The organism is Pseudomonas sp. AC016 (assembly GCF_979253365.1).
Genome location: NZ_CEEDCC010000001.1, coordinates 3,110,314 through 3,131,700 on the forward strand (window position 1 = coordinate 3,110,314; position 21,387 = coordinate 3,131,700).

Consider the following 21,387-nt stretch of genomic DNA (forward strand, 5'->3'; position numbering starts at 1 on the left):
TTGCTACGAGGAATACCCATGGCCCGCGTGACCGTTGAAGACTGCCTAGAACACGTCGATAACCGCTTCGAGCTGGTCATGCTCGCTACCAAGCGTTCGCGTCAACTCGCCACCGGCGGCAAAGAGCCAAAGCTGGCGTGGGAAAACGACAAGCCTACCGTTGTGGCCCTGCGTGAAATCGCGGCCGGCCTGATGGATTATGCCGTTATTGCAGAAGCCGAAATCGTTGAAGATGAACCATTGTTCGCAGCGTTCGAGGACGAGTCCAACGAGGCCGTCTAAGCCTATGCCGGGTCGACGTAGTACGGCGCAGGGTAAAAGCCATCGGCAGGGGGTAGCGCCTTGCCGAGCATAGACGCCCTCGCCGACAGACTGTCGGCCTACCTCGGCAAGGACCAGGTCAATCTGGTTCGCCGAGCGTATTTCTACGCCGAACAAGCCCACGACGGTCAGCGCCGTCGAAGCGGCGAAGCCTACGTCACGCATCCTCTTGCGGTGGCGAACATTCTTGCCGACATGCACATGGACCATCAGAGCCTGATGGCGGCGATGCTGCATGACGTGATCGAAGACACCGGGATTGCCAAGGAAGCGCTCAGCGCACAGTTTGGCGAAACCGTGGCCGAACTGGTCGACGGGGTCAGCAAGCTGACTCAGATGAACTTCGAGACCAAGGCCGAGGCTCAGGCCGAGAACTTCCAGAAAATGGCCATGGCCATGGCCCGCGACATCCGCGTGATCCTGGTCAAGCTCGCCGACCGCCTGCACAACATGCGTACCCTGGAAGTCCTTTCCGGTGAAAAGCGCCGCCGTATCGCGAAAGAAACCCTCGAAATCTACGCACCCATCGCCAACCGCCTGGGCATGCACAGCGTGCGTATCGAATTCGAGGACCTGGGCTTCAAGGCCATGTACCCGATGCGTTCCTCGCGGATCAATCAGGCGGTCAAACGCGCCCGAGGCAATCGCAAGGAACTGGTCAACAAGATTGAAGAGTCCCTGAGCCACTGCCTTGCCGTCGACGGCATAGAGGGCGATGTCAGCGGGCGACAGAAGCACCTGTACGGCATCTACAAGAAGATGCGCGGCAAGCGTCGGGCTTTCAACGAGATCATGGACGTTTACGCGTTCCGCATTATCGTCGACAAGGTCGACACCTGCTATCGCGTGCTGGGCGCTGTGCATAATCTGTACAAACCGTTGCCCGGCCGCTTCAAGGATTACATCGCAATTCCCAAGGCCAACGGCTACCAGTCGCTGCACACCACCTTGTTCGGCATGCACGGTGTGCCCATCGAAATCCAGATCCGCACCCGCGAAATGGAAGAGATGGCCAACAACGGGATCGCGGCGCACTGGTTGTACAAATCCAGCGACGATGAACAGCCCAAGGGTACGCATGCCCGTGCCCGTCAGTGGGTCAAGGGCGTGCTGGAAATGCAGCAGCGTGCCGGCAACTCGCTGGAATTCATCGAGAGCGTCAAGATCGACCTGTTCCCGGACGAGGTCTACGTCTTCACGCCCAAGGGCCGGATCATGGAGCTGCCCAAGGGCTCCACGGCCGTGGACTTCGCTTATGCCGTTCACACCGACGTCGGCAACAGCTGCATCGCCTGCCGGATCAATCGCCGACTGGCGCCGCTCTCGGAACCGCTGCAGAGCGGTTCGACCGTCGAGATCGTCAGCGCGCCCGGCGCACGCCCCAACCCGGCCTGGCTGAACTTCGTTGTCACCGGCAAGGCGCGCACGCACATTCGCCACGCCCTGAAGCTGCAACGCCGCTCCGAATCCATCAGCCTGGGCGAACGCCTGCTGAACAAGGTTCTCAATGGCTTCGAAAGCAGCCTGGACAAGATTCCTGCCGAGCGCGTGCAACTGGCCTTGAACGAATACCGCGTCGAAGTGCTGGAAGACCTGCTCGAAGACATCGGCCTGGGCAATCGCATGGCCTACGTCGTTGCCCGCCGCCTGCTGGGCGAGGGCGATCAATTGCCGAGCCCGGAAGGTCCGCTGGCGATTCGCGGGACCGAAGGCCTGGTGCTCAGCTACGCCAAGTGCTGCACGCCGATACCGGGCGACCCGATTGTGGGCCATCTGTCTGCGGGCAAGGGCATGGTCGTGCACCTGGACAACTGCCGGAACATCAGCGAAATCCGCCACAACCCGGAAAAATGCATCCAGCTGTCCTGGGCCAAGGATGTGACCGGCGAATTCAATGTCGAGCTGCGTGTCGAACTGGAACACCAGCGTGGCCTGATCGCCTTGCTGGCCAGCAGCGTCAACGCCGCCGACGGCAACATCGAAAAAATCAGCATGGACGAGCGCGATGGCCGCATCAGTGTGGTCCAGCTCGTCGTCAGCGTGCACGACCGTGTGCATCTGGCCCGCGTGATCAAGAAACTACGTGCACTGACCGGGGTCACACGCATCACCCGGATGCGCTCGTAGGCAATCCCTTTCTCAGGAGTTCTTCATGACCAAGACTGTCATCACCAGCGAAAAAGCCCCGGCGGCCATCGGCCCTTACTCGCAGGCAATCAAGGCTGGCAATACCGTCTACATGTCCGGCCAGATCCCTCTGGACCCGAAAACCATGGAGCTGGTCGACGGCATCGAAGCCCAGATCACTCAGGTCTTCGAGAACCTGAAGTCCGTCGCTGAAGCGGCTGGCGGCTCGTTCAAGGACATCGTCAAGCTGAACATCTTCCTGACCGACCTGGGCCATTTCGCCAAGGTCAACGAGATCATGGGCACCTATTTCGCACAGCCTTACCCGGCGCGCGCAGCCATCGGCGTTGCCGCACTGCCGCGTGGTGCGCAGGTCGAAATGGACGCGATTCTCGTCATCGAATAAATCCCCAGCGGAGCGTTGCTGCGCTCCGCTCTCCCTGAAGGAAGGAATCTGTTATGCGTTCCGCGCTCGCCATTTCACTGCTGGCCGTCGTTCTTGGCGGCTGCTCCAGCTTCGCCGACCGCAACCCGGATGGCACCTGGATCAACCAGACTGCCATTGATGCCGCAGTCAAGCAGGGCAACCTGCGTCAGGCGCTGCTCGCCAACGGTCCGAATCTGGAGTGGCAGATCAACTCCAAGGCCAATCAGGCGGTGTACTCCAATGGCTTCGAGCTGGGCGAAGGCAAAATTGTCAGTGCTGCTGAAGGCAAGCTGCACATCGACTTCTACGGCAACTTCTTCGAAGACCTCAGCGTAAAGGGTGACGAACTGGTTCAGGCAGCCAGCGAATCCGGCCCTGAACAGCACTTCGAAAAACCGAAGAACACCGTACCCGAAGGCGCACAGCCGGGCAGCACCTTTGAAAAAGCGCTGTATGCGGCCTACATGGGCGGCAAATGGACCATCGTCGAAGGCGACGGCCAAGGCAGCACCGTGCAGTTCATGCCGGACGGCAGCGTTCAGGGTCTTCCAGAAAACGATCGCTTCGCGCTGTGCCTGGCTGGCGACTGTGCCGCCATGAGCGGTGAGTACGACAGCATGTGGCTGGAAAAGGCCGAGCAGGGTAATCCCTGGATTTTCGCTCGCAAGGGCAAGCAACTGGAAATTTTCCAGGCGGTGAACAACGCAGGGGCCGATCAGATGCCCGAACTGCGTCCGGGCACTCGCCGCTGGTTGCTTGAGCAGCAGTAAGCCATAGCGTCACCCATAAAAAAGCGCCTTCAAGAGGCGCTTTTTTATTTCGGCTCATTCAGGCCTTGTCGGCGCCCAGCAAAGCCGCATATCCCGCTCGGTAATCCGGATACACCGGTACCCAGCCCAGCGCACGGGCGCGCGCATTGCTGCAGCGTTTGCTGCCGACCCGCTGCACGCTGACGTCGTCAGACCATTCGGTAACGCCCAGGTACTCACGAATCCACGACACCACGTCAGCCAATGCAGCCGGGTCGTCGTCCACGCCCAGATAGCAGCTCTCCAGTGCAATGCCCCGATCATCGGCCTCAAGCAGATGCGCCAGCAGACCCGCTGCGTCGTCGGCGTGAATGCGATTGGCGTAGACCGGCGGATCGATCCTGACGCTGTGGCCCTGGCGCACCCGGTTGGACAAATCTGCACGGCCCGGCCCGTAGATTCCGGTCAATCTCACGGCAGTGGCGGGAAGGCCGCTATTCAGCGCCAGATGTTCAGCCTCAAGCATGACCGTGCCGGTAAAGCCGACGGGCTCGGTGACGGACGTCTCATCGACCCATTCACCCTCTTGCTGGCCGTAAACACCGCTGCTGGACACGAAAAACAGACGCTTGGGCCGTTGACCCTGCTCCTTGAGCCAGCCAAGCACATGGCGCAGCCCGTTGACATAGGCGTCTCGATAACCGGCTTCGTCGCGTTGCGAGGGCGTGGCGCAATACACCACATAGTCGATCTGGCCAGCCGGCCAGTCAGCGGGTCTCGCGGTCGCGAACAGATCCCCCTGGATTGGCAAGACACCCTCGGGCAGCTCGGAAACCGTGCGCCGCAGCCCATGGACAGACCAGTCATGAGCCAGCAGGCGCGTGGCCAGTCGGGAGCCGATATCGCCACAACCAGCGATCAAAACGGATGGGACTGACATTGCATATCTCCACAGGACGGTGATCAGACACCGTGTAAGTCATCAGAAAACGTCATACATTCGGGCCAATATGTAAAAAAGATACAGTATTACTTTTGTTAACAAGAACGATTTGCAATAATGGCGACCCATTTGTTCCCCTGGAACGCCGAACGCAACGCACGGCGACTGGAACGATCACTTTCTATTCTCCCAGGTCAGGCCAGCATGACACGTATCCAATCAATCGCTTCGCCAACCAAGCTATTCAGCCTGCCTCGCGCATGGCGCGGTATTGCGGCTCTCATCCTGAGCCTGATGTTCGCGCCCGTCGTGCTGGCCGATCAATCGGCCCCTGCGACGCCGCCTGACGCGCAGTCGATGACTACGCTCACTGACCAGCAGTTCCAGGAAAAAATTTCCCAGCTTCCACCGGAGATTCGTACCGAATTAGAGAACCTGCGCGCTCAATCCTCAGGTTCGGAGCAAGCGGCTACCGAAGCCAACAGCCTGGGCATGTCCCATGACCTGTCACCGTGGGGCATGTACCAAAACGCGGACGTGGTCGTAAAAGCCGTCATGATCGGCCTGGCCATTGCCTCGATCATCACCTGGACCATCTGGATCGCCAAGGGTTTCGAACTGCTGGGCGCCAAGCGCCGCCTGCGTACTGAAATCGCCAACCTGAAGAAGGCCCGCACCCTGTCCGAAGCCGGTGAAACCGCTGCGAAGGAAGGCACGCTGGCCAACCTGCTGGTTCACGACGCGATGGAAGAAATGCGCCTGTCGACCAACAGCCGCGAGCGCGAAGGCATCAAGGAACGCGTCAGCTTCCGCCTCGAGCGTCTGGTTGCAGCCTGCGGTCGCAACATGAGCTCCGGCACCGGCGTGCTGGCAACCATCGGCTCCACCGCGCCATTCGTGGGCCTGTTCGGTACTGTATGGGGCATCATGAACAGCTTCATCGGCATCGCCAAGACCCAGACCACCAACCTCGCGGTCGTTGCTCCAGGTATTGCCGAAGCCTTGCTGGCAACCGCGCTGGGCCTGGTTGCCGCGATTCCTGCGGTGGTCATCTACAACGTCTTCGCCCGTTCCATTGCCGGTTACAAGGCACAGGTTGCCGATGCCTCGGCGCAGGTACTGCTGCTGGTCAGCCGCGATATGGACCACCAGCCAGCTGCCGAACGCAGTCAATCGCCACACATGGTCAAGGTGGGCTGAACCTTGGGCATGCATCTGAAGGAAGGCGACGACGATCTCGCCGAAAACCACGAAATCAACGTCACGCCGTTCATCGACGTCATGCTGGTGCTGCTGATCATCTTTATGGTCGCAGCGCCACTGGCCACGGTGGACATCAAGGTTGATCTGCCTGCGTCCACCGCGACGCCGCAACCCCGGCCCGAAAAGCCGATCTTCCTCAGCGTCAAGACCGACAAGAGCCTGTACCTGGGCGAAGAGAAGGTCTCCCGCGAACAGATCGGCCAGGTGCTGGACGCGCGCACCAAGGGCAAAAAAGACACCACGATCTTCTTCCAGGCCGATAAGGGCGTGGATTACGGCGATCTGATGGACGTCATGAACTCGCTTCGGGGTGCGGGTTACCTGAAAGTCGGTCTGGTAGGCCTTGAGACGGTTGGTAAGAAATGATCACTACGCGCCAAAAACTGACGCGCTATAGCGGTAGTCTGTTGTTGGTGCTGGCCGTGCACGCTGTCGCGATCATCATCGCCCTTCGCTGGCCAGACACTCAGGCCATCGAACTGCCTCCGGCCGCCATGATGGTTGAACTCGCGCCGTTGCCGGAGCCCGCGCCACCACCGCCGCCTCAGGTCGTTCAGCCGCCTCAACCGCCCGCACCGGAAGAGCAGGTGCAGGTGCCTGAGGTCGTGGAGGCCCCGAAGCCGGAAATCGTGGTCCCGAAAAAGGTCGAGAAGCCCAAGCCCAAACCGCAGCCGCCAAAGCCGCAGAAGAAGCCTGAGCCACCGAAGCCCGTGGAAAAACCGGCGGAAGAAAAGCCGGTGGATACACCTCCCACGACGGCCAAACCCGAGAAATCGGCTGCACCGACGCCGCCTGCACCGCCCTCACCGCCCAGTAACGCGTTGCCGAGCTGGCAGGGTGAGTTGTTGCGCCACTTGAGCCGATACAAGAAATACCCTGAAGACGCCCGCCGTCGAGGCATGCAAGGGGTGGCCCGTCTGCGCTTCGTGGTGGATGCGCAGGGCAATGTCTCGTCCTACGAGATTGCCAGCAGTTCAGGCAGTCCGGCGCTGGACAGAGCCACGATGGAAATGATCCGTCGCGCTCAGCCGTTGCCCAAGCCGCCAGCAGAAATCCTCAACAACGGCACCATCGAAATCCTCGCACCGTTCGTTTATTCGCTGGATAAACGCTGAATCGCACTTTTGTTACTCAAGAGTGCTTCTGATAACGTGCGTCTATCGATTGCACCCGCTATGCTGGGGCCGCAACTTCATGGACGCACGTTATGACTCTTACAGAATTGCGCTACATCGTTACGCTTGCCCAGGAACAGCACTTCGGCCACGCCGCCGAGCGCTGTCATGTCAGCCAGCCTACGCTGTCGGTGGGTGTCAAAAAGCTCGAAGACGAACTCGGTGTGCTGATTTTCGAGCGCAGCAAGAGCGCCGTGCGCCTGACGCCAGTGGGCGAAGGCATCGTCGCCCAGGCGCAAAAGGTACTTGAACAGGCCCAGGGTATCCGCGAGCTGGCACAGGCTGGCAAGAACCAGCTGACGGCACCGCTGAAAGTCGGCGCCATCTACACCGTCGGCCCTTACCTGTTTCCCCATCTGATTCCACAACTGCATCGCGTTGCCCCGCAGATGCCGTTGTACATCGAGGAAAACTTCACTCACGTGCTGCGCGACAAGCTGCGCAACGGTGAGCTGGATGCCGTCATCATCGCGCTGCCGTTCAACGAAGCCGACGTGCTGACCCTGCCTCTGTATGACGAGCCGTTTTCTGTCCTGATGCCTGCCGACCACCCGTGGACTCAAAAAGAGACCATCGACGCCTCGGCCCTGAATGACAAGAGCCTGCTGTTGCTGGGCGAAGGCCACTGTTTCCGCGATCAGGTGCTGGAAGCCTGTCCTACACTGACCAAAGGCAGCGAGGGTGCCAGGCACACCACCGTGGAATCCAGCTCGCTGGAAACCATTCGCCACATGGTCGCGTCAGGACTGGGGATTTCGATTCTGCCGTTGTCGGCAGTCGACAGTCACCACTACGCGCCCGGCGTGATCGAAGTACGTCCGCTGACGCCGCCCGTACCGTTCCGCACGGTTGCCATCGCCTGGCGTGCAAGTTTCCCAAGGCCCAAGGCTATCGAGATTCTCGCTGACTCCGTGCGCCTGTGTTCAGTGGCACGTCCCAAGACAGAAGCGAGCTAGGCAGGAAGAAAATGAGCGAGCTTTCCAAAGTCTCGGTCACCGCGCTCAAGGGTGTCGGCGAGGCCATGGCTGAAAAGCTGGCAAAGGTCGGTCTGGAAAACCTGCAGGATGTGCTGTTTCATCTGCCGTTGCGTTATCAGGATCGGACTCGCGTCGTGCCTATTGGCGCGTTGCGGCCAGGCCAGGACGCGGTGATCGAAGGCGTCGTAAGCGGCGCCGATGTAGTGATGGGCAAACGTCGCAGCCTGCTGGTACGGCTGGGCGATGGCACGGGTGTCGTCAGCCTGCGCTTCTATCACTTCAGCAATGCTCAGAAAGAAGGCATGAAGCGCGGCACTCACCTGCGCTGCTTCGGCGAAGCACGCCCTGGTGCCTCCGGCCTTGAAATCTATCACCCCGAATACCGTGCGATCACGGGCGACGAGCCTGCGCCTGTCGAACAGACCCTGACGCCGATCTACCCCTCGACCGAAGGCCTGACGCAACAGCGCCTGCGCCAACTCTGCCAGCAAAGCCTGGCGATGCTCGGCCCCAAAAGTCTGCCGGACTGGCTACCGGATGAGCTGGCCCGCGATTATCAATTGGCTCCGCTGGACGATGCGATTCGCTACCTGCATCACCCACCGGCCGACGCCGATGTCGAAGAGCTGGCTCTGGGTCATCACTGGGCCCAGCATCGTCTGGCGTTCGAGGAACTGCTGACTCACCAGCTCTCCCAACAGCGGCTGCGCGAAAGCCTGCGCTCGCAACGTGCACCTGCGCTGCCGCTGGCGAAAAAGCTGCCAAAGCAGTTTCTTGCCAACCTCGGCTTTCCGCCCACCGGCGCGCAGCAGCGGGTCGGCAAGGAAGTGGCCTACGACCTTAGTCAGCCCGAACCCATGCTGCGCCTGATTCAGGGCGACGTCGGCTCGGGCAAGACCGTGGTAGCCGCGCTCGCGGCCTTGCAGGCGCTGGAGGCAGGTTATCAGGTGGCCTTGATGGCACCGACCGAGATTCTCGCCGAGCAGCACTACATCAACTTTCAGCGCTGGCTCGAGCCGCTGGGCATCGGTGTGGCGTGGCTGGCCGGCAAGCTCAAGGGCAAAGCCCGCGTGACCTCGCTTGAACAGATCGCTAGCGGAACACAGATGGTGGTCGGCACACACGCGCTGTTTCAGGACGAAGTGCAGTTCAAGAATCTGGCACTGGTCATCATCGACGAACAACACCGCTTCGGCGTTCAGCAGCGTCTGGCGCTGCGCAAGAAAGGCGTGGGCGGCCTGATGTGCCCGCACCAGCTGATCATGACGGCAACACCGATTCCCCGCACGCTGGCCATGAGTGCCTACGCGGACCTGGACACGTCGATTCTCGACGAGCTGCCGCCGGGTCGTACGCCGGTCAACACCGTGCTGGTCGCCGACAGTCGCCGAATGGAAGTGATCGAACGGGTGCGCTCCGCCTGTGCGGAGGGTCGGCAGGCGTATTGGGTGTGCACGCTGATTGAAGAATCCGAAGAACTGACCTGCAAGGCGGCCGAAACGTCGTTCGAAGAATTGAGCAGCGCGCTGGGCGAGTTGCGCGTCGGGCTGATCCACGGGCGCATGAAGCCTGCCGAGAAAGCCGCGATCATGGCCGAGTTCAAACAGGGCGCTCTGCAACTGCTGGTGGCGACCACGGTGATCGAAGTCGGCGTCGACGTGCCCAATTCCAGCCTGATGATTATCGAGAACCCCGAGCGACTGGGCCTTGCCCAGCTCCACCAGCTACGCGGTCGAGTCGGTCGTGGCAGCGCTGTCAGTCACTGCGTGCTGCTTTACCATCCGCCGCTGTCGCAAATCGGGCGACAGCGACTGGGAATCATGCGCGAGACCAACGACGGTTTCGTCATCGCCGAAAAGGATCTGGAGCTGCGCGGCCCAGGCGAAATGCTCGGAACCCGACAAACGGGCCTGCTGCAATTCAAGGTCGCCGACCTGATGCGTGACGCCGATCTATTGCCCGCCGTTCGCGACGCAGCCCAAGCCCTGCTTGAGCGTTGGCCGCAACATGTCAGTCCATTGCTAGAACGCTGGCTTCGTCATGGCCAGCAGTATGGCCAGGTGTGATACAGGCTACGCTTTGGAAACCGCATGCGACCCAACTTGAATAAGGTGGTTATACTTCGACCACTGTAGGAATTTGGACAAAGACCATGACAGAAGTTGCTCACGTCGATGATTCGCATCACGCCCCGTCGGTTATCCGGCAGTTGCTTGAAAAATTGGCGATCAGCTACAACGAAGTCGTCGATGACAAAAACCTGCAACCGGCGCGGAAGGTTCAAGCCGTCCTGGTCGAAGACGCCGTAGGCGCTCTTCTTATCCTGTTTCCGCAAAGTCAGCTGTTGGACCTCAGCCGGATTACCGAGCTGACGGGTCGGCAATTGACCGCTGTTCCCCACGAGCGGCTGCTGCGCATGCTGGCCAAGCACAGCCTGCATGTACTGCCGGGCCTGCCCGCGCTGACGAGCTCACCCTGCCTTTACGATGAGCGCCTGCTGCAGGAACCCTCGCTGTTGGTAGGTTCGGGCGAACCCGGCGTGTTACTGGAAATCAGCAGCGAAGACTTCAAAGGGATGCTAAGCAAAGCCAGCGCCGCCGTTTTCGGGCAGCCTGTCAGCGCTATTCATCCCAACCTCGATCGCCCTGACGATGACCCGGCAGAAATTACCAAAGCCATGAGTAATTTCACGGCGCGTCGTATCCAGCAACGCCTGGAAGCGACACTGGAAATTCCGCCGCTGGCCGGGACTGCGCAAAAGATCATCAAGCTGCGGGTCGATCCCGATGCGACCATCGACGACATCACCGGCGTGGTTGAAACCGATCCTGCGCTGGCTGCACAGGTCGTCAGTTGGGCTGCATCGCCTTACTACGCGTCGACCGGCAAGATTCGCTCGGTGGAAGACGCCATCGTCCGCGTGCTGGGTTTCGATCTGGTGATCAACCTGGCACTGGGCCTGGCGCTGGGCAAGACCCTAAGCCTGCCCAAGGATCAGCCGCAACAGACCACGCCTTACTGGCAACAGTCGATCTACACCGCAGCCGTCATCGAAGGCCTGACCCGCGCCATCCCGCGCGCCAAGCGACCTGAAGGCGGCCTGACGTATCTGGCCGGTCTGCTGCACAACTTTGGCTACCTGCTGCTCGCGCACGTGTTCCCGCCGCACTTCACGCTGATCTGCCGTCAGCTGGAAGTGAACCCGCATTTGCACCACAGCTATATCGAGCATCATCTGCTCGGTATCAGCCGTGAGCAGATCGGTGCGTGGCTGATGCGCTACTGGGACATGCCGGACGAGCTCGCCACTGCGCTGCGCTTTCAGCATGATCCGCATTACGCAGGCGAACATCACGCCTACGCCAATCTGGTGTTTCTGGCCGTGCGTCTGTTGCGTGCCAACGGCGTCGGCGCAGGGCCACAGCAGGAGATTCCGGACGAGCTGTTCGAGCGTCTTGGCCTGACCCGCGAAAAGGCCAACGAATCCGTGAAGAAGGTACTGGAAGCCGAAGTGCTGCTGCGCGAACTGGCGTCTCAGTTCAGCCAGTAAGCGCTCACTCTGCCCATCGCGTGGGCATGCATCCTTTGCGCTCTGCGTCACTTCGAAAGCGGACGCGGAGCGTCCTGAGAGGCGTTACCACGCAGAGCGCTCATCGTTAAACACAAGTCCGCCTCGACACTGATCGTGCCCATCGCTCCGCGTGGGCATGCCTCCCGTGACGCTCCGCGTCACAAATGGCACAGACTGAGGATTCAGTGAGCCGAGCGCATGACGTGGATAACGCTGGCGGTTGGGCGCGCATCTTCGCCGCATTAAAGAGCGGACGCGGAGCGTCCTGAGCGGCATTCCCACGTAGAGCGTAGGAACGATCAGCGTGATCTTAAGCACGCCGATCATGCCCATGCTTGTGCTCAGCGTTATACCCGAGTCTTGCTGCGACCACGGACTGCGGGAGACGGCTTGCCGGCGATGCGTTTTCTCAAGCGATCTATCGGTGACTGAACTGACGCGTTCGCCAGCAAGCCGCCTTCCACGGGGTATGCATTCCGTCAGTCACTTTCGTTTTAGCCCCCGTTTTGCGCGTCTTGCGGACTTGTGTATAACGATGAGCGCAGCGTGGGAACGATCAATTCCGTACCCTTTTCAATCCGGCTCCCCCTCGCTCCCCGGCAAGTGCTCGTCCAGGTGCAGCCATGGCAATCGGTTTTCGATGAAGATGTGCCGCGATGGCGCTGCCAGCTCCGGGTGGTCGAGCGTGGCGATGACCACGTCGATCTGCTGCGGACTGTTGCGGGTGAACAGCGCCGCATGGGCTCCGCAGTTGCCGCAGAAGTAGCGGATGCAGGTCGGACCCGAATCGTAGGTCGCCGGGCTGCCCGCCAGCCACTGGAAGGAAGTCAGCGGCACGGAGGTCCAGGTCATGACCGTCCCGCCGGACGTTCGTCTGCAGATGGAACAATGGCAATGGGCGATGTCCTCCAGGGGCGCATCGAACTGATAACGCAGGTTGCCGCAATGGCAGCCGCCGGTGTGAATCTGGCTCATGACCGCATCTCCCTGTTGTGCACCGATAAGCGTGTCGCCTTAAAGTGACCACAAACACTGAATAAAGTGACCACAAACACCGATTGAAAGGTCGGTGAAAGCTTGCGCAATTAGCATCGCCTCACTTCCGGCAAAAAGACCGGCCAGCCCAGGTGTCGCTCCACGCGCTCCCAGGCCCAATTAACAACAATAATGGTGATTGCAATGCTTGCTGAATTTCCGATCCGTACCCTCCTTGCGCCCCCTCTCCACGTACCGCTCCTACTGAGCTGACTCGTTCGTTTCCATCGTTCTGTAGCCGTATTACGTCTGGAGTATTCCCATGCTGACTTTCCTTGGCTTTGCCATGGTCATTGCGTTCATGTACCTGATCATGAGCAAGCGACTGACCGCGCTGATCGCCCTGATTCTGGTTCCGATCATCTTCGCTCTGTTCGGCGGCTTCGCGTCGCAGATCGGCCCGATGATGCTGGCCGGTATCACCAAGCTGGCGCCGACCGGCGTGATGCTGATGTTCGCCATTCTGTACTTCGCGCTGATGATCGACTCCGGCCTGTTCGACCCGGCCGTGCGCAAGATCCTGAAAATGGTGAAAGGCGACCCGATGCGCATCTCGGTCGGCACCGCCGTGCTGGCCCTGGTGGTCTCGCTGGACGGTGACGGCGCAACCACCTACATGATCTGCGTCGCCGCCATGCTGCCGCTGTACAGCCGCGTCGGCATGAGCCCGCGAATCATGGCAGGTCTGATCATTCTGGCCGGTGGCGTGATGAACATGACCCCGTGGGGCGGCCCAACCGCTCGTGCGGCCAGTGCCCTGCATGTCGATGCCTCGGACATTTTCGTCCCGATGATCCCTGCGATGCTGGCTGGCGTGGTGGCGATCCTGGCGATTGCCTACTTCTACGGCAAACGTGAGCGCGCCCGCCTGGGTGAACTGCACCTGAAAGGCGACGAAGTCGATCACAGCGAAATCAGTGTTTCGCAGTTCCCGGATGCCCGTCGCCCGAAACTGATCTGGTTCAACGGTGGCCTGACGCTGGTATTGATGGTCGCCCTGATCATGGGTCTGCTGCCGCTGCCGGTACTGTTCATGATTGCGTTCAGTATCGCCATGATCATCAACTACCCGAACCTGCAGGATCAGAAGGACCGCGTTTCGGCTCACGCAGGTAGCGTTCTGGCCGTGGTCGGCCTGATCTTCGCTGCGGGTATCTTCACCGGCATCCTGACCGGCACCGGTATGGTCGACGCCATGTCCAAGAGCCTGCTGGCTGTAATCCCGGATGCACTGGGCCCTTACCTGGCGGTCATCACTGCGCTGGTGAGCATGCCGTTCACCTTCTTCATGTCCAACGATGCGTTCTACTACGGCGTACTGCCAGTGCTGTCCGAGGCCGCCGCCCATTACGGCATCAGCCCGGTGGAAATGGCTCGCGCCTCCATCGTCGGCCAGCCGGTTCACCTGCTCAGCCCGCTGGTGCCTTCGACTTACCTGCTGGTGGCACTGGCCGGGATCGAGTTCGGCGATCACCAGCGTTTCACCCTGAAGTGGGCGATTCTGGTATGCATGTGCATTCTGGTTGCAGCGCTGGTCATGGGCATTTTCCCGCTCTACAGCAGTCTATAACCTCAGCTGTGACAGGCCCGCCATTGACCCGAGGGTTGATGGCGGGCTTTTTCATGTTTGAGGACACCCCATGGAATGGCTGACCAACCCCGAGATCTGGGCTGCTTTTTTTACCCTCACTGCCCTGGAAATCGTGCTGGGCATCGACAACATCATCATGATTTCCATCCTCGTCGGGCACATGCCCAAGGCGATGCAGCCACGCACCCGGATCGTCGGGCTGGCGCTGGCGATGGTGACGCGGATTCTGCTGTTGCTCTCCATCACCTGGGTCATGCGCCTGACCGATGATCTGTTTTCGGTGCTGGGCAAAGGCTTTTCCGGGCGTGATCTGATTCTGTTCTGCGGCGGGCTGTTTCTGCTCTGGAAAAGCTCGCAGGAAATCTATCACGGGCTGGAAGGCGAAGAAGAGGGCGCAACGCCCAGGGGCGGCAACGGGCAGTTCTTCTACACCATCATTCAGATCGCCATTCTCGACATCGTGTTCTCACTGGATTCGGTCATCACCGCCGTGGGCATGGTTTCCGATATTCCGGTCATGATCGCGGCCATCGTGACGGCGGTCCTGGTGATGATGCTGTGCTCCGGCGCAATCAGCGACTTCATCAATCGGCATCCGTCATTGAAGATGCTCGCCCTGTCGTTTCTGATTCTGGTCGGCACCGTCCTGATCGCGGACGCGTTCGACGTGCATGTGCCCAAGGGCTATGTGTACTTCGCCATGGCGTTTTCGCTGGGGGTGGAAACCATCAATATCCGGATGCGCATGGCCAGGGCTGTCCGTAAGGAACGCATGAGTAACTCAAGCGACAGGCGCTGACTGGAAGCACAACCTGTGGGAGGAGGATTTATGACAGTTTTATTTCAATGAAACCAAGGCTGTGCGATGCTGGCGCCAAGGCCAAAGGCCGACTAAAGCTTAGTAGAGCGTTACAACACACTTCCCCGCTCGCTACACGCTGCACCTTTCAATCCAATGCCTGAATGGGCAAACCTCAGGGGCTCTCAGTATGCTGACCCTGCTCGATTTGCTATCCGCCGTGGCCCTGCTGATCTGGGGCACGCACATCGTGCGCACTGGCATCCTTCGTGTTTACGGCGCGCAATTGCGGCGCGTACTCAGCCAGAACATGTCCAAACGTCCGCTGGCCTTCATCGCCGGTATTCTCGTGACCGCCATGGTGCAGAGCAGCAACGCCACGGCAATGCTGGTGACCTCGTTCGTGGGCCAGGGTCTGATGACGCTGACGCCAGCACTCGTGATCATGCTCGGCGCCGACGTCGGCACCGCACTGATGTCCAGGGTGCTGACCTTCGATCTATCCTGGCTGTCGCCGCTGCTGATTTTCCTCGGCGTGGTGTTCTTCCTGTCACGCAAGCAGACCCGAGCAGGGCAGTTGGGCCGCGTCGGTATCGGCCTGGGGTTGATCGTGCTGGCGCTGCAACTGATCGTCGAAGCGGCTGCTCCGATCACCCAGGCGGCCGGCGTGAAGGTGCTGTTCGCGTCATTGACGGGCGATTTGCTACTGGATGCGCTGGTCGGTGCCATGTTCGCCCTGATCTCCTATTCAAGCCTTGCGGCCGTGCTGCTGACCGCCACGCTGGCGGGCGCGGAAATCATCGGGCTGCCTGTGGCCATCGGTCTTGTGATCGGCGCCAACATCGGCAGCGGGCTGCTGGCGTTTCTGAGCACCAGCATGCAGAACGTGGCAGGCCGGCAGGTCGCGCTGGGCAGCCTGCTGTACAAGCTGCTGGGCCTGCTGCTGATCATCCCGGTGCTCGATCCGCTCGTAGCCTGGATCGACACCCTGGGCTTCAGCCCTCAAGAGCTGGTGATCGGCTTCCACCTGATCTACAACACTGCGCGCTGCCTGATCATGCTGCCCACTGTCGGCCCGATGGCACGCCTGTGCACAGCGTTGCTGCCACAGCAGAACGAAGTCGGCGGCCTGGCCAAACCGCGCCATCTGGACCTTACCGCACTGGCAACGCCCAGCCTGGCGCTGGCCAATGCCGTGCGCGAAACGCTGCGCATGGGCGATCTGATCGAAAGCATGCTCGGCTCGATGCTGGCCGTGCTGCGCGGCACACAGACCGCCGTCACGCAGGAGGTACGTCGTCTCAACGATGACGTGGAAGCGCTCTATAACGCGATCAAGCTTTACCTGGCGCAGATGCCGCGTGAAGAGCTGGGCGAGCACGATAATCGTCGCTGGGCGGAGATCATCGAGCTGACCATCAACCTGGAGCTGGCCGCCGGTCTGATCGAGCGCATGCTGCGCAAGATCCAGCAGCAAAAGACCTCGCAACGTCGCTCGTTTTCGGAAGTCGGACTGGAAGAGCTGGCCGACCTGCATATTCAGTTGCAGTCCAACCTGCGTCTGGGGCTTTCGGTCTTTCTCAGCGGCGACGAAGAAAGCGCCCGCCAACTGCTGCGTGAAAAACGTCGTTTTCGGGCGCAGGAACGGCGTTTGGCGCATGCTCACGTCAGTCGTTTGCAGCGGAAAGTCGTGCAGAGCATCGAGACCAGTTCGCTGCATCTGGAATTGATTGCCGACATGAAGCGCCTCAATTCACTGTTCTGCAGCAGCGCCTACGCAGTACTGGAAACCTCCGATACCGGCGCGCTGGCCAGCGAGACTGCGGTGGAGTAATCGTTATGAACGTAAGGGGAGTGTCGAAGTCTGTTAAACATACCGGCCCGCAAGGAAAGCTGCGTTATGCGTTGCCTGCTGTTCGCTTGTCTGTTTCTCGTCACACTCCCTTCGTTCGCCCTTGACCGCTTCAAGGTCGAGGGCTATCTGCTGCCCAATGGTCTGCAAGTTCTTCTGAAACCCGGTTACGAAAAAGGCCACGTTGCCATCCGTCTGGTGGTGGGCATCGGCTTCGATGATTTCCAATGCCAGGACAAGGAGCTGCCGCATCTGCTGGAGCACCTGTTGTTCAGCGGCATCGACAGGACCGGAGAAGGCGGTCTGGAAGAGCGCATGCAGGCGCTGGGTGGCGAGTGGAATGCCTTCACCAGCAACACCGATACCACCTTCGTGCTCGAAGCGCCCGCCCGCAATCAGCGCAAGGTGCTGGACCTGTTGCTGGACGTCATGACAAAGACCGAGCTCACTCAGGACCGGCTGGACAATGTGAAGCGCATTGTCGAGCGTGAGGACGGCGGGCACTTTTCCCATTTGCAGCGCCTGCTTGATAATCGCGGCTCAAGCCACGGCGCCAGTAGCCAACTGGCGATAGAAATGGGGCTCAAATGCGCTGAACGTCCTGAAGTGGACAACATCACGCTGGAACACATCGAAGAGGTTTTTTCCAGCTGGTATGCCCCTAACAACATGACCCTGATCGTGGTCGGCGATCTCGACAAGCTATTGCCAGCCTATCTTGAACGCACCTACGGCAAGCTGGCCCCGACCGATCCCATCGATCACCCGCCACTGGCCGAGAGCAATGGCTCTGCCGAGCCGCGACGCGAGCTGGAGCGCGGCGGGCTGGGAGATAACGCCAGGCTGCATCTGTTCTACACCGAACCCGAACTCGACGATCAACACGATGAGACCTGGGATCTGGTCAAAGCCTACCTGGACTGGTCGCTCTACACCGAGCTACGCCTCAAGCATGGCCTGTCCTACGGTCCCTCAGCCGAGCGCGAAGTGTTCGGCGATGTTGGCTTTCTGAGTCTGAATGCCGATGTCGAACGCGAAGACGCCGATGAGGCTGAGCGGGAAATGCGCGCGCTGGTCGAGCGTCTGCAGAAGGACGGCATGCAGCCCGAAACCTTTGCACGTCTGCAGGAAGCTGCGATTGCGCGTCAGGCATGGGCCGTTCAAGGCAACAGCGCACTGGCCGATTACTACTGGGGCGCGATCAACGATTACGAGGACGGACGCTTTGTCGATCCGGCCAAACGCATCAAGGCAGTGAGCCTGGAAACCGCCAACCGGGCGATGCGCCAGTTGTTGGCTCAGCCGGGCTACATGCGTATCGAAAAACCGCTGCTCAGCTATGACGGCCTGTACTGGGTGATTGCTGCAGTGCTGGGTCTGATCGTGGTCCTGCTGGCGCTCTGGCGCTGGCGGGCGCGGCGTAAATAAGAACCGAACCGGTGCACTGCACCTCTTTGCACAGGGACCCGCGCTGCGTTGTTATGCTGCGCGGGTTTTTGATCGTTTCGAACCGAGTGAACTGCCCAGATGCCTGACCTGAACCGCTTTGTGACACCCGTGCTCAACCTGATGCAACGCTATCCGGGGCTTATTGCGGCTTTTGGATTCGCCTCCGGTATTGCCAGTTTCATTCTGGTGGATCGTCAGGAAGGTCTGGCCACCTGGATCGCAGTGGTCATGCTGATCAGCTGGCTGTGGCTGATGGTCGAAAACACCATGGTCGGGATGCTCAACAAGGCCATCGGTCGAGAGATTCCCCAGGGGCTGCTGCGCTACGGCACGCAGATGATCCACCAGGAAAGCCTGTTCTTCGTCCTGCCTTTCTTTTTCATCACCACCACCTGGAACAGCGGCCAGGCCGTGTTCACGGCGCTCCTGGGCGCTGCGGGGCTGATCTCGATCATCGATCCGCTGTACTACAAATGGCTCGCGCCACGCCGTTGGCTGTTCATGGCCCTGCACACCCTGACCCTGTTCGCAGCGCTCCTTACTGCGCTGCCCATCATTGTGCACCTGACCACCGCCGAGAGTTACAAGCTGGCGCTGGGCGTCGCAATGCTGCTGTCGTTTCCAAGCCTGGCGTCGAGCTTCCCGCTGACCAACTGGCGCAACGCGTTGATGGTCATCACGATGATTGTGGTGGCGGGCGGCGCGGGCTGGCTGCTGCGTTCCTGGGTACCGCCTGCAACCCTGTGGCTGACCGAAGTGGCTGTCAGCCCGGACTTCGACGACAAGAACCGTACACCGGGCGACAGCATCCGCCAGATCAGCGCCAGTCAGCTGCGCGCGAGCGGCCTGTATGCGTACACCGCGATCAACGCGCCACGGGGCCTTGAGGAGCGCATCTATCACGTGTGGCGACATGACGGTAAGGAGATGGACCGGATCGCCCTGGACATCCATGGCGGACGCAAGGAGGGCTACCGCGCCTGGACCCACAAACAGAATTTCCCGCAGGACGTGGTCGGGCGCTGGCAGGTGAGGGTGCTGACAGAAGACGGGCAGATGATCGGTGTGCTGCGCTTCAACGTCACCGAGGGTAATGAGCCTGCCGTCAAACGCCCGACCGGCAGGATCATCAAACTCAAGCCGGGTGGCGATACCGGCGAAGAGACCACACCGGAATCGACACCTGAAAAATCCGCGCCCGCTCAGCCGAAGCAGGAGGCGCCCGCCACTGAAGCAGCGCCGGAGACGCCCGCTCAATAATCCGTCAGGTGGCGGTGGCGCCGAAGAACCAGTAGCAGACGAAGATGGCCGCCACTACACCCGCGAACTCGGCAAACAGCGCACACCCCACGGCGTGGCGGGCGCGCTGAATGCCGACTGCACCGAAGTACACCGCCAGCACGTAGAACGTGGTTTCGGTGCTGCCCTGAATCGTTGCGGCAGCCAGCGCGGCGAAACTGTCCACACCCTGGGTCTGCATGGTCTCGATCAGCAAGGCCCGTGCAGCACTGCCGGAGAACGGCTTGACCATCGCCGTCGGCAGCGCATCGACGAAGCGGGTGTCCCAGCCCAGCCACTCGACTAAGTGCCTGATGCCTTCCAGGCCGAAGTCCAGCGCACCCGAAGCCCGCAACACCCCGACGGCACACAGCATTGCCACCAGATAGGGGAGCAGGCTCTTGGCGACGTCGAAGCCTTCCTTCGCGCCTTCGACAAACGCCTCGTACACCTGCACCTTGCGCAGCGACCCGATGATCAGAAACATCATGATCAGGCCAAACAGCGTGAGGTTACCGAGAATGGACGACAGACCCGCCAGTGCAGCCGCTGACAGGGTCGCCAGAAAGGCCATGAAACCGCCGAGCAGCAGCGCGCCGGGAATCAGATAGGCCAGCACCACCGGGTCCCACAGCCGCAGACGCTGCATGAACGCAACCGACAGCAGCCCCACAACCGTCGAGGCGCTGGTGGCCAGCAGGATTGGCAGGAAGACCAGCGTAGGGTCCGCAGCCCCTTGCTGGGCGCGGTACATGAAGATCGTCACCGGCAGCAGGGTCAGGGACGACGCGTTCAATACCAGAAACAGAATCTGCGCGTTGCTGGCGGTGTCCTTGCTGGGGTTGAGCTCCTGCAGGGAGCGCATGGCCTTGAGCCCGATGGGCGTGGCGGCGTTATCCAGCCCGAGTGCGTTGGCAGCGAAGTTGAGGGTAATCAGACCCAGCGCAGGATGGCCGGGCGGCACTTCGGGCATCAGCCGCAAAAACAGCGGTCCGAGCACCTTGGCCAGCCAGTCGACGATCCCGGCCTTCTCGGCAATGCGCAGAAAACCGAGCCAGAGGGTGAGGGTGCCGAACAACAGCACCATGACCTCGACCGACAGCTTGGCCATGGCGAAGATGCTTTCGACCATCGCCGCAAAGATGCCCGCATTGCCGCCAACCAGCCACTGCGCCATCGCGGAAATCGCCGCCACGACAAAAAAACCAAGCCACAGGCCATTGAGCATCGGATAAGTCCTTCACAAGATGCGGGGATGATAACGGCGGGGTGGGCTGGAGGGAAATCGGCGGGCTGTATCCATGGCGCTGCGCGTCGTAGTCAGGCGCCGATGTTCGACGTTCATCGTCATACAACAGTCTGGAAGACGAGAAAACGGGGCCAAAACGGAAGCTTCTGACTGAATGCGGACCTGTGGGAGCGTGGGAACAATCAGGGATCTCAAGCACACCGATCGTGCCCATCGCGTGGGCATGCCTCCCGTGACGCTCCGCGTCACAAATGGCACAGAAGGAGGATTCAGTTAGCCGAGCGCGTGACGTGGATAACGCTGGAGCTTGTCCACGCATCTGCGCCACGTTCGAGAGCGGACGCGGAGCGTCCTGGGAGGCATTCCCACGCAGAGCGTAGGAACGATCATCATCGTATTCTTCCAGGAGGACTTGTGTATAACGCCGAGCGCGGAGCGTAGGAACGATCAGCGTGATCTCAAGCACGCCGATCATGCCCATGCTTGTGCTCAGCGTTATACCCGAGTCTTGCTGCGACCACGGGCTGTGGGAGGCATTCAGTCAGTTACTTTCGTTTTGCCCCGCGTTTTGCGTGTCTTGC

18 protein-coding genes and 1 pseudogene are annotated in these 21,387 nt (G+C 60.5%); 16 read left to right on the forward strand and 3 right to left on the reverse strand.

The genetic code is table 11. The features are described from left to right. Nucleotides 1–18 precede the first annotated feature (18 nt). Genes rpoZ through AC0IXS_RS14140 form a run of 4 tightly spaced genes read left to right on the forward strand, consistent with a single transcriptional unit; the run spans nucleotide 19 to nucleotide 3,645 of the window. A complete protein-coding gene (rpoZ, locus tag AC0IXS_RS14125) occupies nucleotides 19–282 on the forward strand; it encodes a DNA-directed RNA polymerase subunit omega (RefSeq protein ID WP_004887180.1) in 264 nt (87 codons plus the stop codon). 60 nt (nucleotides 283–342) lie between these two features. Continuing rightward, nucleotides 343–2,448, forward strand: a complete 2,106-nt coding sequence (spoT, locus tag AC0IXS_RS14130) for a bifunctional GTP diphosphokinase/guanosine-3',5'-bis pyrophosphate 3'-pyrophosphohydrolase (RefSeq protein ID WP_004887181.1) — start codon at nucleotides 343–345, stop codon at nucleotides 2,446–2,448. A gap of 25 nt (nucleotides 2,449–2,473) precedes the next feature. Continuing rightward, nucleotides 2,474–2,854 (forward strand): RidA family protein, encoded by a 381-nt coding sequence (locus tag AC0IXS_RS14135; RefSeq protein WP_004887183.1) that lies wholly within the window; start codon nucleotides 2,474–2,476, stop codon nucleotides 2,852–2,854. 53 nt (nucleotides 2,855–2,907) lie between these two features. After that, complete coding sequence (locus AC0IXS_RS14140) at nucleotides 2,908–3,645, forward strand: hypothetical protein (protein WP_004887185.1); 738 nt, start codon at nucleotides 2,908–2,910, stop codon at nucleotides 3,643–3,645. A gap of 58 nt (nucleotides 3,646–3,703) precedes the next feature. Here the strand turns inward: AC0IXS_RS14140 and AC0IXS_RS14145 are convergent, their stop codons facing one another. Further along, nucleotides 3,704–4,564 carry an SDR family oxidoreductase gene (locus AC0IXS_RS14145; RefSeq protein WP_057408106.1) on the reverse strand — a complete coding sequence of 287 codons (861 nt, stop codon included), beginning with the start codon at nucleotides 4,562–4,564 and terminating at the stop codon, nucleotides 3,704–3,706. A gap of 207 nt (nucleotides 4,565–4,771) precedes the next feature. On the opposite strand from AC0IXS_RS14145, the pseudogene AC0IXS_RS14150 reads away from it, so the two are divergent. From AC0IXS_RS14150 to AC0IXS_RS14180, 7 genes and pseudogenes are all read left to right on the forward strand, one after another. Continuing rightward, nucleotides 4,772–4,919: pseudogene (locus AC0IXS_RS14150) on the forward strand (tonB-system energizer ExbB); the annotation flags it as partial. A gap of 140 nt (nucleotides 4,920–5,059) precedes the next feature. Then, on the forward strand, nucleotides 5,060–5,767 hold the full coding sequence (gene exbB / locus AC0IXS_RS14155) for a tonB-system energizer ExbB (protein WP_412778805.1): 708 nt from the start codon (nucleotides 5,060–5,062) through the stop codon (nucleotides 5,765–5,767). Between the two features lie 3 nt (nucleotides 5,768–5,770). Continuing rightward, nucleotides 5,771–6,196: a TonB system transport protein ExbD gene (exbD, locus tag AC0IXS_RS14160; protein ID WP_057408104.1), complete on the forward strand. Its 426-nt coding sequence runs from the start codon at nucleotides 5,771–5,773 to the stop codon at nucleotides 6,194–6,196. After that, nucleotides 6,193–6,945, forward strand: a complete 753-nt coding sequence (locus AC0IXS_RS14165; RefSeq protein WP_025993178.1) for an energy transducer TonB — start codon at nucleotides 6,193–6,195, stop codon at nucleotides 6,943–6,945. The genes exbD and AC0IXS_RS14165 overlap by 4 nt, the downstream gene beginning before the upstream one ends. Before the next feature lie 92 nt (nucleotides 6,946–7,037). Beyond that, a complete protein-coding gene (locus tag AC0IXS_RS14170) occupies nucleotides 7,038–7,961 on the forward strand; it encodes a hydrogen peroxide-inducible genes activator (RefSeq protein ID WP_004887197.1) in 924 nt (307 codons plus the stop codon). An 11-nt stretch (nucleotides 7,962–7,972) separates the two neighbouring features. Continuing rightward, the gene (recG, locus tag AC0IXS_RS14175; protein ID WP_043302930.1) at nucleotides 7,973–10,048 is read left to right on the forward strand and encodes an ATP-dependent DNA helicase RecG; all 2,076 of its coding nucleotides are present in this window, start codon (nucleotides 7,973–7,975) and stop codon (nucleotides 10,046–10,048) included. Between the two features lie 86 nt (nucleotides 10,049–10,134). Continuing rightward, nucleotides 10,135–11,532 carry an aminoacyl-tRNA deacylase and HDOD domain-containing protein gene (locus tag AC0IXS_RS14180; protein WP_057408103.1) on the forward strand — a complete coding sequence of 466 codons (1,398 nt, stop codon included), beginning with the start codon at nucleotides 10,135–10,137 and terminating at the stop codon, nucleotides 11,530–11,532. Nucleotides 11,533–12,126: 594 nt separating this feature from the next. On the opposite strand, the gene AC0IXS_RS14185 is transcribed toward AC0IXS_RS14180, so the two are convergent. Further along, nucleotides 12,127–12,528, reverse strand: a complete 402-nt coding sequence (locus AC0IXS_RS14185) for a GFA family protein (RefSeq protein ID WP_057410171.1) — start codon at nucleotides 12,526–12,528, stop codon at nucleotides 12,127–12,129. Between the two features lie 322 nt (nucleotides 12,529–12,850). Here AC0IXS_RS14185 and AC0IXS_RS14190 point away from each other — a divergent pair, with 322 nt between their 5' ends. The 5 genes from AC0IXS_RS14190 (at nucleotide 12,851) to AC0IXS_RS14210 (ending at nucleotide 19,539) form a co-directional block, all read left to right on the forward strand. Beyond that, nucleotides 12,851–14,158 (forward strand): CitMHS family transporter, encoded by a 1,308-nt coding sequence (locus AC0IXS_RS14190; protein WP_122690913.1) that lies wholly within the window; start codon nucleotides 12,851–12,853, stop codon nucleotides 14,156–14,158. A gap of 70 nt (nucleotides 14,159–14,228) precedes the next feature. Continuing rightward, entirely contained in the window at nucleotides 14,229–14,978 is a 750-nt protein-coding gene (locus tag AC0IXS_RS14195) for a TerC family protein (protein WP_137202774.1), read from the forward strand. 190 nt (nucleotides 14,979–15,168) lie between these two features. Beyond that, nucleotides 15,169–16,812, forward strand: coding sequence for a Na/Pi cotransporter family protein (locus AC0IXS_RS14200; protein ID WP_057410168.1), 1,644 nt, complete (start codon nucleotides 15,169–15,171; stop codon nucleotides 16,810–16,812). A 66-nt stretch (nucleotides 16,813–16,878) separates the two neighbouring features. Next, the gene (locus tag AC0IXS_RS14205; RefSeq protein ID WP_057410167.1) at nucleotides 16,879–18,258 is read left to right on the forward strand and encodes a M16 family metallopeptidase; all 1,380 of its coding nucleotides are present in this window, start codon (nucleotides 16,879–16,881) and stop codon (nucleotides 18,256–18,258) included. Nucleotides 18,259–18,357: 99 nt separating this feature from the next. Beyond that, nucleotides 18,358–19,539, forward strand: coding sequence for a DUF5924 family protein (locus AC0IXS_RS14210; RefSeq protein ID WP_471824928.1), 1,182 nt, complete (start codon nucleotides 18,358–18,360; stop codon nucleotides 19,537–19,539). Nucleotides 19,540–19,543: 4 nt separating this feature from the next. Here the strand turns inward: AC0IXS_RS14210 and AC0IXS_RS14215 are convergent, their stop codons facing one another. Beyond that, nucleotides 19,544–20,785 (reverse strand): nucleoside recognition domain-containing protein, encoded by a 1,242-nt coding sequence (locus AC0IXS_RS14215; protein WP_057410165.1) that lies wholly within the window; start codon nucleotides 20,783–20,785, stop codon nucleotides 19,544–19,546. Between the last annotated feature and the right edge of the window lie 602 nt (nucleotides 20,786–21,387).